The 12952-nt window shown below is 42.8% G+C and carries 12 protein-coding genes and 1 other RNA gene; 10 read left to right on the forward strand and 3 right to left on the reverse strand.

Going from position 1 to position 12952, the window contains the following annotated elements; all coding sequences use genetic code 11:
- Window positions 1–16: 16 nt before the first annotated feature.
- A complete protein-coding gene (locus tag U868_RS0110990) occupies window positions 17–520 on the reverse strand; it encodes a GNAT family N-acetyltransferase (RefSeq protein WP_025153338.1) in 504 nt (167 codons plus the stop codon).
- Window positions 521–876: 356 nt separating this feature from the next.
- Here U868_RS0110990 and U868_RS0111000 point away from each other — a divergent pair, with 356 nt between their 5' ends.
- The 5 genes from U868_RS0111000 to U868_RS0111020 all read left to right on the forward strand — a co-directional run bounded on the left by U868_RS0111000 (window position 877) and on the right by U868_RS0111020 (window position 7030).
- On the forward strand, window positions 877–1404 hold the full coding sequence (locus U868_RS0111000; protein WP_240182712.1) for a histidine phosphatase family protein: 528 nt from the start codon (window positions 877–879) through the stop codon (window positions 1402–1404).
- A 761-nt stretch (window positions 1405–2165) separates the two neighbouring features.
- The gene (locus U868_RS24095) at window positions 2166–2690 is read left to right on the forward strand and encodes a fimbrial protein (protein ID WP_025153340.1); all 525 of its coding nucleotides are present in this window, start codon (window positions 2166–2168) and stop codon (window positions 2688–2690) included.
- Window positions 2691–2748: 58 nt separating this feature from the next.
- Window positions 2749–3423: a fimbrial biogenesis chaperone gene (locus U868_RS0111010; protein ID WP_025153341.1), complete on the forward strand. Its 675-nt coding sequence runs from the start codon at window positions 2749–2751 to the stop codon at window positions 3421–3423.
- A gap of 52 nt (window positions 3424–3475) precedes the next feature.
- On the forward strand, window positions 3476–6028 hold the full coding sequence (locus tag U868_RS0111015; RefSeq protein WP_025153342.1) for a fimbria/pilus outer membrane usher protein: 2553 nt from the start codon (window positions 3476–3478) through the stop codon (window positions 6026–6028).
- Between the two features lie 57 nt (window positions 6029–6085).
- A complete protein-coding gene (locus tag U868_RS0111020) occupies window positions 6086–7030 on the forward strand; it encodes a fimbrial protein (RefSeq protein ID WP_080694349.1) in 945 nt (314 codons plus the stop codon).
- Between the two features lie 59 nt (window positions 7031–7089).
- Here the strand turns inward: U868_RS0111020 and U868_RS0111025 are convergent, their stop codons facing one another.
- Both U868_RS0111025 and U868_RS0111030 read right to left on the reverse strand, forming a co-directional pair.
- Complete coding sequence (locus tag U868_RS0111025) at window positions 7090–7389, reverse strand: RnfH family protein (protein WP_025153344.1); 300 nt, start codon at window positions 7387–7389, stop codon at window positions 7090–7092.
- Window positions 7382–7816 carry a type II toxin-antitoxin system RatA family toxin gene (locus U868_RS0111030; RefSeq protein ID WP_025153345.1) on the reverse strand — a complete coding sequence of 145 codons (435 nt, stop codon included), beginning with the start codon at window positions 7814–7816 and terminating at the stop codon, window positions 7382–7384. Before U868_RS0111030 ends, U868_RS0111025 begins: the two co-directional genes overlap by 8 nt.
- 300 nt (window positions 7817–8116) lie before the next feature.
- On the opposite strand from U868_RS0111030, the gene smpB reads away from it, so the two are divergent.
- From smpB to U868_RS0111055, 5 genes are all read left to right on the forward strand, one after another.
- A complete protein-coding gene (gene smpB, locus U868_RS0111040) occupies window positions 8117–8599 on the forward strand; it encodes an SsrA-binding protein SmpB (protein WP_025153347.1) in 483 nt (160 codons plus the stop codon).
- A 48-nt stretch (window positions 8600–8647) separates the two neighbouring features.
- Window positions 8648–9011, forward strand: a transfer-messenger RNA (tmRNA) gene (gene ssrA / locus U868_RS24540).
- 181 nt (window positions 9012–9192) lie between these two features.
- Window positions 9193–10434 (forward strand): integrase, encoded by a 1242-nt coding sequence (locus U868_RS0111045; RefSeq protein ID WP_025153348.1) that lies wholly within the window; start codon window positions 9193–9195, stop codon window positions 10432–10434.
- Window positions 10435–10753: 319 nt separating this feature from the next.
- Window positions 10754–12034, forward strand: coding sequence for a DUF4062 domain-containing protein (locus U868_RS0111050; protein ID WP_025153349.1), 1281 nt, complete (start codon window positions 10754–10756; stop codon window positions 12032–12034).
- Between the two features lie 100 nt (window positions 12035–12134).
- The gene (locus U868_RS0111055) at window positions 12135–12926 is read left to right on the forward strand and encodes a DUF4393 domain-containing protein (RefSeq protein ID WP_025153350.1); all 792 of its coding nucleotides are present in this window, start codon (window positions 12135–12137) and stop codon (window positions 12924–12926) included.
- Window positions 12927–12952 lie beyond the last annotated feature (26 nt).

Genomic DNA, 12952 nt, shown 5'->3' on the forward strand with positions numbered 1-12952 from the left:
TTTCCGGATTATCCGGTTATTGGGGTTGGTCGTTTATCCGGCTCATCAGAATCGCATCGACATAACGCCCGTCGCGGAACGCATAATCGCGGGCAATCCCTTCGCGCTGAAAACCGAATTTTTCATACAGAGCCAGACCGTCCGGATTATTGGCAAACACTTCCAGTTCAATACGGCGGATACCCAGCCAGTTATCACAATAATCGATCATGGCCTGCATTAATGCACTGCCGACACCCTGCCTGCGGTAGTTTTTATTGACCGTAATACCAAAATTAACCACATGGCGGCGGCGGGGATTACTGTTCTGATTAATGCCCAGCAGCCCGGCCACCACGCCCTCAACCACCGCGACCAGACGGGTGGCTGACTGATCACTCTGGCTCATCCTGTGTTCCCAGAATTTCCGCGAAGTGTACGGCATCTGTAACGTATTGGCGCAGGCGGTAAAGTCCTGATGCATGTCACACAAAGCTGCTGCATCCGAAGGATCGGCTAACCGGATGGTAATCTGACGCATAGATAATATCCTTTATGTAATATTGTTATATTCCCTTATTAATGGCACCGATACAGTGTATCCGTCAACGGGATGAAAAGCGTTATCCGGAACGTAAAAACGGTGCAGCCGTGTTTTTTCCTGTTATTTTATTTTTCACTGATCAAATTCTCCGGGAATGAAAGATGACGATAAAATAAGCGGAGTAACCTGCTGACATAAACCGGAAAATGCATTTTCTCTGAAAAATAAAAATTCATGTAAAAAGTAGGCTAACCGGCGGCGGGCGATTACACTTATTCTTTCCGGAAACAATAAGGATTGTCATGAACATCCGGTTTCTTAAATCCGTATTCTGCAAATCAGGTATCAGGCAGATGACTCATTCAGTACAGACACTGGTTTTTCTGCGCCACGGCGAAAAACCGGACAATGACAGTGGTCAGTTAACCGGCAAGGGATTAAACCGTGCGCTGGCACTGGCTGATCTTCTGATCGCCCGTTACGGAAGGGCGGATGCGCTGTATGCCGCCGCGCCGAAACAAAGCAAGCTCGGCAATTCGCTGCGCTCCCTTCAGACCATAACCCCGGTGGCAATCCGCTTATCTCTGCCGGTGCATCTGGAATTTCACGCCAAAGAAACCAAAGCGCTGCGGGATGCATTACTGGATAAAACCCACCACCGGCATACGGTCTTTGTGGTCTGGGAGCATGATAATCTGATTAAGGTCGTAAGGGATATTCTGAAACAGACCGGCGGGGGTTACGCCGGTATGCCGGCCTGGCCGCGTGAGGATTTTGACAGCCTGTGGGTGCTGACGATTACCAGAAAGAACGGGGAAATCAATATTGCATTTACTCAGGAGAAACAGGGACTGAACAATCTGAACGATTATTATTCCTGAATCGTATAAGTATGATGATGAAAATTACGTATTTATTATGAATTAATGACATCATGGTGGTTATTCTGATGGTGAGATTAATCTTAATAATGGGAGGCATTTTCTCTTAATTTACAATGTGTGAACCAGGCTTTCCTGCGCAGGGCATATCCGGGTAGCGATTATTCCGGAAAGCTAAAATGAAATGTAATGAATTAACTCCATGGGTATTAACCGGTATTTCAAGTTTATATATGGTTTTTGGTTGCCTTTTACATTTAAATCACAATCTCTGCATCGTTAAAAATCTTATAAAACAATATTTTTCTTTATAAATCAGTGCGTTGATGTTTATATCGTTATGGTAAGTGTATTTTATTGTCATTTATATTAATGAATGACATTTATTAATAATAAATCTCGTACTGTTTGTACTGTATATCCGTAACATTAGATTAATTTAATGTTAATGTAATAACAAAGTATGAATACTGATTTAATATTATCACTGAAATTACTCTGGACTGACACGGAAAATAGATGGTAGTGTTTGTTAAACCTGAATGGTTGGTATTTTTGTAAAATAGTTACATCCGGAGAGAAAAGTCAATAGCGTAAAATAAAGTTACTAATAAATATAATAGAGGTTATTTGATATCATCAGGTGATATATCTGATGTGAATATTTCTATGCGCATAGCTAATGATTAGTTTGCGGCGTCAGCCGGAATTAAAAATGGAGTTGTAAATTACTACTGTTAATTTCTATAAAAGGAAGTATTATGAAACTTAAATATGCTGTTTTACCAACTGCTCTTGCTTTGTTATTCAGTGCTGCATCATTTGCTGATGATACTGGTACTATTTACTTCGAAGGAAAGATTAATGCATCGACCTGTAAAGTGAATAATGGTGTGAGAAATGTTTATGTCGATATGGGGACTCACGATGCGAGTATATTTGCGAATCCCGGCGATTCAACCATAGGACCGGATGTCGAGCTGAAACTGACAGAATGTACCGGTAAGAATGCAAACGTGTCATTACTGGCTCAGAATCCTGTTGCTGGTGCTGAAGAGCAGATTGGCTTAAAAGCAACACCAACCTCTGCCACCGGCTTGGTTATTGTTTTAAATGACAAGTCATCAAATCAGGTTCGTAAGGTAAATGGTACGGAAATCTCAACACAACCGATTATCGGTGGTGAAACAACATTTAAATATGTACCACGTCTGCTCAGAACTGCAGAGCCGTTACAACCTGGTACGATTGATGCTGCAGTAGATTATACCATTACGTATAACTAATAACTATATGCATACAGGGCAGATTCGTCTGCCCTGTTAATTATTGTCAGGTGGAGTCATGATTAAATCTATTAAGATATTTATATTTATACTTTCATGTATTTTTATAAGTTACAGTGTTGCCGATACATACCTGGGAGCAACCCGGGTTGTTATCAGTGACGGTAAAAATGAAGGTAGTACAAGTATACATAATAAGGATAAAGTAAATTATCTTATCCAAAGCTGGGTACTGGATGAAAATGAACAGGAAACGAATGACATTGTAATAACTCCTCCGTTATTCAAGCTGGAGAGTAATACATCGAGCAGCCTCCGGGTGGTGATGGTCGGTGAACCACCTGCGGATCGTGAATCTCTGTATTGGCTGAATGTGAAATTTATTCCGTCAACGGATAGAAATCTGAAAATAAACAAGCTTACCTTTGCGGTTAACAACCGAGTTAAAATAATTTACAGACCAAAATCGTTATCTTTTACAGATCCTGTTGATGTATTTAAAAAAGTGAGTGTCCGCTATGTTGACGGGAAAATAGAGTTTAAAAATCCGACAAAATACTTCATTAATATTAGTGAAGTTAAGGTGAATGATGATGTTTTGAAATCTCCGAGCTATATAAAACCTGAATCATCGACATTAATTTTGTTAAAAAATAATAAAAAACCATCTGTGGTAAACTACGTATTTATTGATGATTTAGGGAAATTGAATCTATTTAAGGCTGATTTGTGATTTTTAAATAAAATTTTCTTTTCATGATAGGGATTTTCATGGAGATATTATTATGAAATCATCAGAAAGAACATGGCGTTACAGTTCAATTCTGATAGTTGCATTGTCAGGCATCAACCCGGCAGGAGCCGACGATTATTTTGACCCCGATTTTCTTACCAGCCCGTCGGGCAAAGCGCTTAATATCGATTTAACCGCATTTGAAAAATCATCTTTCATACCCGGCACTTACCGGGTTGATATCTATCTGAATGACAAGTATGTCAATACGCAGGAAATTCTGTTCTACAGCGACAAAAATACCCATAAACTGCGGCCTTGCTTTACAGATACAGAGTTAGCGGACTACGGCATAAAGCCGGAATATTATTCGTTACAGGATCAATCCGGGGATTGTGTTGACCTGAGTGGTATTCCGGGAGCGGAGGCTGAATTTAAAGGGAATATGGGCCGGCTGTATCTCAGTATGCCGCAGGTGATGTTTGATCAGAAAGCGCTGGATGCCCGGCAGGAGTTACTGTGGGATGACGGCATTCCTTCTGTTTTTACTGATTATAGTTTTTCCGGCCTGCATCTGGTTGACAGTAAAAATAATCATACCGACGATTCCTTTTATCTGAATCTGCGTTCCGGTGTGAATCTCGGCAGCTGGCGTTACCGCAACAACAGTACCTGGAGCAGAAGTTCGGATGGTAATCAAAAATGGGAGAGTCAGCTGAATTATATTGAACGTCCTCTGCGGTCAATAAAAAGTAACTTTTTAGTTGGCGATAATTTTTCGGATTCTGATATTTTTGATAACGTCGCATTTCGCGGAATAAAACTATGGTCAGATGACCAGATGTATCCGCAATATGCCAGTATATATGCCCCTGTTATCAGTGGTGTAGCCACAACAGACTCCACTATTGAGATATATCAGAACGGTTATGTTATTTACCGGACTAATGTCCCTGCGGGACCTTATGAATTAACCGATGTTATTCCTCTGAACAGCGGGGAAAATTTATACGTTGTCCGTAAAGGTATTGACGGCAGCGAATTCCGTTCTGTTGTTCCTTTTTCATCTCTTAATTTCATGCAGCGTAAGGATCGCTATAAATACAGTATTACAGCTGGTCAGTACAGAATGAATAATTACGTGACTTCAGAAAATACCGGTAATAAAACAAAATTTGTTCAGGCAGATACATTCTACGGACTAACCGGTAATACCACTATTTTCGGCGGTGTTCAGGTTGCCTCCCGTTATCAGGCCTATGACGCCGGTATCGGTATCAATATTCCGGTCGTGGGTGCGATAGCAACGGATATTATGTTCACCCGGGCGCAACCGGATTCTTTTGACGATATGAATGGCAGGGCATTTCGTGTCCGTTACTCCAAGTCGCTGGAAGAGACGGGCACGAGTATCAGTTTTGCCGGGTATCGCTATATGAGTGGTGATTATCTCACCATGACTGATATGTTTGATTATTACAGCGGACGGGCGGATACATCGGCTTATCTGATGCGTAAAGGTCAGTTTGATTTAACAATGACCCAAAGCTTACCGGATGAACTGGGAATATTAAATGCGTCGGTATCCCGTCAGACGTACAACACCTATTATAATAATGAAGAAAAAAGTACTGAGTCTTATAATATCGGTTATAGCAATGTATTTTACGGGGCAACGGTGAGTGTCAACTATGCCTATTATAAAAATTCACTCAACCGGAAAAAGAATTCGTCCAATCTTTTTGATACAGACCGTAATAATGACCATGTTGTTTCCCTGAATATCAGTATTCCCTTACAGGGTCGTTTTAACGATCAGTGGGTAACCTACGGAGCCTCTTATGATAAGGACGGTAACTTTGATAATTACGCCGGGATTGGCGGTCTCCTTCTGGATGAAAAAAACCTCGCGTGGAACGTTCAGCAGGGATATGGCAACAAGGGGAATGGCTACTACGGTAGTGCATACGGTAAATATAAAGGGCAATACGGCGATGTGAATGCCGGGTATTCTTATAAGAAAGATAACCACCAGTTTTCTTATGGTCTGAACGGTTCCCTGGTTGCCAGCGGTTATGGCGTTACACTGGCACGACCGCTCGGTAATACTAACGGACTGATATACACGCCGGGCGCTGAAGGTATCCATATTCTTAATAATCCCGGCGTGGCAACGGACGGTTCCGGCCTGGCCATCGTGTCTAATCTTATTCCTTACCGTAATAACAGTGTCCGGATTAATGACCTGACACTTCCGGAAAATGCGGAAATTGACGCCACGATAAAAGAAATATATCCGACCCGCGGCGCCATTGTTTTGCTTGATTATAAAACAACTCTCGGAACCAAAATTCTGGTCACACTGCGCGGAGAAGATAATCAGCTGATTCCGTTTGGTGCTTATGCAGAAACCGGCGGTGACGGTGAACAGGAACGTACATATGTCAGTAACCACGGGCGGCTTTATCTCACCGGGGCGAAAGATAAAGATACTATCAGGATCACCTGGGGAGACGAAAATCAATATCAGTGCAGTTTTTCTTACGATATTAACGGAAAACGGAAAGTAAACGGATTTTATCTTTTCGATGCAGTTTGTCACTGACAGGTATATTACCGTATCGGCAGTGGCAGTCGGTAAATAGCATTTAGTGGAGTTATAATGATACTGAAGAATCGAAATAAATGGCTGATGCTGACATTACTCATGTTTTCAATACCGGCAGCAGCGGATTGCGGCAAAAGTACAGCTGTGCTGAAAACAGCAGAATCACATCTGCTGGCACGTGTTGAGGGTAAAATCAGCGCCGGAACGTTAATGGCGACGGATATATTGCAGGTTGATGATATTTCAACCTGTAATAACAGCATGTACGAGGAGTTATTACTGGTAACAACGCAGCGGAACAGTGATGCATCCCCTGAGTTTTTCAGGATGATAAACGGGGCGCCTGCCTATTACCTTAACAAGGACTATGCTTATTCTGTCCGCCTGGACGGCGTCCAGCCTTCTTCATCAAAGGGTATTGCGTTTTCTGCGGAAAACCGGAATGGCGTGATGTACATTCCCCGGGTCACTATTTCGGTTTATGCGGCAAAAGATAATCCGGAGCCGCTGAGATTATCATCATCACAGGTCGGGTTGATAAAGGATGACCGGTACGAAACAATCGCAAGGCTTAAATTATCGGCCAATATTGATACTGTTGAAACCTGTGTCATTGATACCCCTCAGATAGTTTATAACTTCGGTAATCTGGATCTTGCTGATTTTCCCGAAGAAACGGGTAAAACAACCATTCACGCCGGGAATGTGCTTTCAGTCAGCTGCACGAATGAGCAAACCACCAAAAGCGTTTCGATTACACTGAGCGGGACAACCCGTTTCGCGCATGCAGATAAAGCGGTTATCGCCTCAACGAATCCGGCAATCGGTTTTGTGCTTTATCATGATAATGAACAGATTACCGCGAAAAATAAGATGTATATCGGCGATATGCAAAAACAGTTAAGTGCGTCTGTAACAGCCTATATTTATAAACTGAAAAATCAGGTTGAACCGGGGCAGTTCTCGGGAACAGCAGAATATATTATCCGCTTTGACTGATAAAGGGGCAGGGGATATTTGTATTGCCTCCCGGAGTGATTTGCCCGGGAGGTATGCAATCAGCTCTCTTTCTTTTTGCGGCTGGCTTCTTCCGCCCGTTTACGGCGCATTTCTTTCGGGTCCGCAATCAGCGGGCGGTATATTTCCACGCGGTCACCATCACTGACAATATCGGTCAGTTTTGCCGGGCGGCTGAAAATACCGACTTTATTCTTTGTTAAATCCACATCATCCCGTAATGATAAAATACCGGACGCGAGAATAACGGCCTCCACGGTGGCCCCTTCATTTATTTTCACCGGGATCAGAAATTGTTTATCCGGCAGGGCGTAGCAGACTTCAGCGGAAATATCAGACACGGTAAACCTCTTTTGCCCGTTTGGTAAATGCCATCACCATATTACCGGCCAGCTCTTTAAAGATACGGCCGAAAGCCAGCTCAACCAGTTTATTGGTAAACTCAAAATCCAGATTCAGCTCAACTTTGCACGCATCCTGGCTCAGCGGAATAAACGACCAGCCGCCCATCAGTTTGCGGAACGGGCCTTCCACTAACTGCATACGGATATACTCATTACTGGTCAGCTGATTGCGGGTCACAAAGGTTTTACTGATACCGGCTTTGGACACATCCACAGACGCGGTCATCTCATCCTGGTCATGGCTGATAATACGGCTTCCCACGCAACCCGGTAAAAATTCCGGATACGCACGGACATCATTCACAAGGTTGTACATCTGTTCCACACTGAACGGAACCAGTGCAGAGCGGCTAATTTGCGGCATAACATATCCTGCGGTCAAAAATCACGAAACGGCGGAAATTATCGCCGCCTGTCAAATCGTATTATACTGTGCTGCAGCGCGGAGATAAATGCACAATGCGGCACGTACTGATGACAGAATGTATCTTAATGACAACAAAGATGTTTGTCACAAAAAGCACTTGCCAAATCCCGCTGACATGTTAAAAACAGCGTACAGGGACAGAAAACCCGTAACGGCGCTTAAAATATCAGCATTTACCGTGCGACGGATAAATAAGCAATTTATTTCGGGTGTGCATAACGTATAATAGTGAACATTATGACAAAGAAAAAAGCTCACAAACCAGGCTCTGCCACCATCGCGCTGAATAAACGCGCCCGCCACGACTACTTTATCGAAGAAGAGATAGAAGCCGGTCTGGCGCTGCAGGGCTGGGAAGTCAAATCATTACGTGCAGGTAAAGCCAACCTGGGGGACAGCTACGTCATCCTCCGTGACGGCGAAGCTTTCCTGTTTGGTGCCAACTTCACACCGCTCAGCGTGGCATCATCCCACGTTGTCTGCGATCCGACCCGGACACGCAAACTGCTGCTCAACCAGCGTGAACTGGACAGCCTGTACGGCAAAATCAACCGTGACGGACACACCGTGGTCGCACTGTCGCTGTACTGGAAAAACGCCTGGTGCAAAGTCAAAATCGGCATTGCCAAAGGTAAGAAAGAACACGACAAACGCGATGACATCCGCGAACGTGAGTGGAAATTAGACAAAGCAAGAATTATGAAGCACGCAGGGCGTTAAGTACTGGTATTCCGTACTGATTTTCTGATATACTGTGTTTCACAACTTGGGGCTGATTCTGGATTCGACGGGATTTGCGAAACCCAAGGTGCATGCCGTGGGGCGGTTGGCCACGATAAAAGCCGCAAAAAAATAGTCGCAAACGACGAAAACTACGCTTTAGCAGCTTAATAACCTGCTCAGAGCCTTCTCTCCCTAGCCTCCGCTCTTAGGACGGGGATCAAGAGAGGTCAAACCCAAAAGAGATCGTGTGGACTTCCTGCCCGGGGAGAAAGCATTAAAACGAATCGGGCTAGTTTGTTAGTGGCGTGTCTGTCCGCAGCTGGCAAGCGAATGTAAAGACCAGACTAAGCATGTAGTACCGAAGGTGTAGAAATTTCGGACGCGGGTTCAACTCCCGCCAGCTCCACCAAATTATCTTCTAAGGACGTCCAAAGAAGACTGAAAAGCCCGCTAACTCAATGAGTTGCGGGCTTTTTTATGTCCTACGCTGTCCTATTTTATCCTACCCAAGCTAATTCCTTTAGGCCCATTGATAGGCCCAACGAAAAGAACTAACATCTTTGTTGGGCCTAAACGCATGGAGATTTTTCATGGCAAGAAAAACTAAGCCATTAACCGATACCGAAATCAAAGCAGCTAAACCACAGGACAAGGACTATCAGCTGTATGATGGTGATGGACTCACACTGCTAATCAAATCTAGCGGAAGCAAGTTATGGCAATTCCGTTACTACCGTCCTTATACAAAACAAAGGACCAAACAAAGTTTTGGGGCCTACCCTGCTGTCACACTTTCAGATGCTAGAAAACTTAGAGCAGAGTCTCGCTCATTACTGGCAAAAGATATTGACCCTCAAGAATATCAGAAAGATCAAATAAAAAACTCTCAAGAGGCTAAAACCAATACCTTTCAACTTGTCGCTGAACGTTGGTGGGAAGTGAAGAAGTCCACCGTAACCGAAGACTACGGTAATGATATTTGGCGCTCACTTGAACGAGATGTCTTTCCCGCTATAGGTGATATCAGCGTTACCGATATCAAAGCCCATATATTGGTTCAAGCAATACAGCCCGTTCAAGCTAGAGGTGCATTAGAAACCGTTCGCCGCCTTTGCCAGCGTATCAACGAAGTGATGATCTACGCTCAAAATACTGGCTTAATTGATGCCGTACCAAGTATCAACATTGGTAAAGCTTTTGAAAAACCCAAGAAAAAGAATATGCCAAGTATTCCCCCAGATCAGCTGCCAAAACTCATGCAGACAATGCGTACAGCTAGTATTAGCCTATCTACTCGATGCTTGTTTATGTGGCAGCTGCTTACCATCTCTCGCCCTGCCGAAGCCGCTGAAGCTCGTTGGGACGAAATCAACTTTGAAACCAAGGAATGGAAGATACCCGCTGCTAGAATGAAAATGAATCGCGAACATACCGTTCCGTTATCTGACGCTGCTTTAGCTATCTTAGAGCTAATGAAACCATTAAGTGGTAATCGTGAGTTTATCTTTCCTAGCCGTATCAAACCTACCCAGCCAATGAATAGCCAAACCGTCAATGCTGCACTAAAACGCGCTGGATTCGGAGGTGTACTTGTTTCACACGGTCTTCGCTCAATTGCGAGTACCGCTCTCAATGAGCAAGGCTTCCCACCAGATGTGATTGAAGCCGCCCTCGCCCACGTTGATAAAAATGAAGTTAGACGCGCCTACAATCGTAGTGACTACCTAGAGCAAAGACGCCCTCTGATGCAATGGTGGGCTGATTTTATTGAGGAGGCAGATAAGGGAAGTATTATTGAAGGCGGGATAAGAGGGATATCGCTAGTCGGGTAATTTGTGTACCAGCTCAAATCTGAGCTGGTACAACAACAACGCTGAGCTATACGCCATAAACATATCAGCTTTGTGCCAAATATAGCCACCCAAATGCCAAATTATTGGCGTTTAAATAATATCAATTATTATCTGGATACCACTGGCACTTGCTAAATAAATTAACCTGTATTAGTTACGATCACAAATACTAAATGAACCCACAACTTATTGTAAGCTTTACGAAAGTAATGTAATGTTCCGTATATTAAATTAACAAAGACAGAAAAATCTGTGTTTCAATATGGATCATTCCGTCGAATAAGTGTTGAGTATCAAAATGAGCCGTCCTACTTTTTTCATCTCCTCGACCATTTACGATTTCAGAGACCTGAGGTCCGCATTAAAGTATTGTCTCGAGGAGCAAGGGGCAACCGTCTTTGCATCTGAGTTCAACGACTTTCCTAAACCATTGGATCAGCATAGCTATGATGCATGTTTAACAGCCCTAAAAAAAGCCGACTATTTTATCCTTTTAATTGGCAGTCGTGTTGGTGGCTGGTTTGACGAAGCAAACAAAATTAGTATTACTCAAAAGGAATATCAGCTAGCGTACGAGCTTCATAAGCAAGGAAAAATGAAGATTCTTAGCTTTGTTAGGAGTGAAGTATGGCAATTCCGAGAGCAACGCAATGAGTTGAAAAAACTATTACAGGAAGAAGCTCTTGACATTACTGTTAGCCAGCGTTTACTTAATGCCCCGAACAAATTCGCTTCTGATGCACAAACACTTACTAATTTTATCAATGAAGTTGGTCGAAACGCAGAAACGAAAAAAGCACTTAGGGACGGTTCCCCACTTCCTACGGGTAATTGGATACATACGTTTTCCAACTTTCGTGACATTTGGGATGTTGTTCAGTCTCAAGTTTTAACTGGACTACCCGTTGATAATCTTGCATTTAGGCGGCTCTTGGTTCGTGAATTGACAGAGATTCTTAAGTCGGGACTAGTAAAAATCAAAGAGGATGCTATATATTCCCCAATGAATACTGTTGTGAGATTTCATGAAGAGAATAACATTATATTTGAAGACAGTAAAAATCAGCGAACAGTGATTTCCAGTAAGCTCTGGCAAAGAATATCAATATTTGGTTTACACCTATTGAATGCTCGGTTTCAGAGTCAAATAGTCGCCCGAGCACTAGAGACAGATTATTTCCTGCATTTCGATCAGAATGTTAATGGTTTCGTCGAAACACCTATATATCAATCACTGTTTATGCTTCAGGCTGAAATACGGTCCTTCAATCGAGCTAATACGACAGATGTACTATCGGTAATTATTGAGAATTCACCAGCTCGTAGGGGAAAAATGGGCGATACTATCGACATAGAAACAACTAAGCTCCTCATATTCCTCCATCTAATGGACCGATGGACAAACATTGTTCAGCTAAGCCAAGCTATTCTCTTGTATTTGCACGGTGGGCGCTTCGTGATGCCAAATCTTAGGCCTTGTTCCCCAATTGCAGATATGAATGAATCGATTGCAGCAGAATCTCTATCTGATGATGATATATCCAAATTCTTAGAGTTACAGTGCGTGGCGCCAAGCTAATCGTTGTGTAGGACATTTGACCTGCGGATCATTTTAGCTACAGTAAAAACAGACCACATATTAATACAGGCAAAATTAGATATTATGCATTGGAGGCAAGATGATAGATGATAATACGAAAGTAATAGTCGAAAAGCTCGCAGTTCCGGTTTATGAAGATGCACTGAGCCCTTTTGCTAAAGAATTATCAAAGGGATTAGTCTCTATTGCTAGAATGGTAAACTCGGGAGTTTTCCTATTAGAAGATAGCGTTCATGCTGTGACAAATGTTTTGCGAATGACAGCTCAGAATCTTGCATTATTACCACCCGAGCAAATTTCATTCAATCAACCAAGGGTCGCTCTTCAGGCTCTAGATGAAGCAAAATTTGCAATCAATGAAGATGAAATACAGCGCCTATTTTCTAACCTAATATCGGCAAGCCTAGACAAGAAAACTTCAGGAATTGCTCACCCTGCATACATCGAAATAATCAAGCAGCTCCAGCCAGATGAAGCTCGGATCCTTCGATTTATGTTTAATAAAGAAAACCATAGAAAAGGCCATGCACCAACTATTGATATAGTCCAACAAGATTCGGAAGGTAGTAACTTTAGTGTTAAATCAATAATATCGGAAGTAAACTTAATTTGTGAGGACGCTTGCTGTGCTACCCCCAAAAACTCCATTATGTATTTCTCCAACTTAAAACGGCTAGGTCTGTTAACACCAACATCAGGAACTTCTTTCTCAAAGGAAGAGCATGAAAGAATTTTCTTATCTGAGAAAACAAAAGAAATATGCAATCTTAATTCACATCTAGATAAAGTTTCTTATAACAGCGGGCAATATAGCTTTACAAGCTTTGGTCTAGGCTTTGTCAATTCATGTATCGGCAGACATAGTAATTAACAAGTTAATCGGCTGTATCTATTATT

Source organism: Morganella morganii H1r (assembly GCF_000633515.1).
In the GTDB taxonomy this organism is placed as follows: Bacteria; Pseudomonadota; Gammaproteobacteria; order Enterobacterales; family Enterobacteriaceae; genus Morganella; species Morganella morganii_B.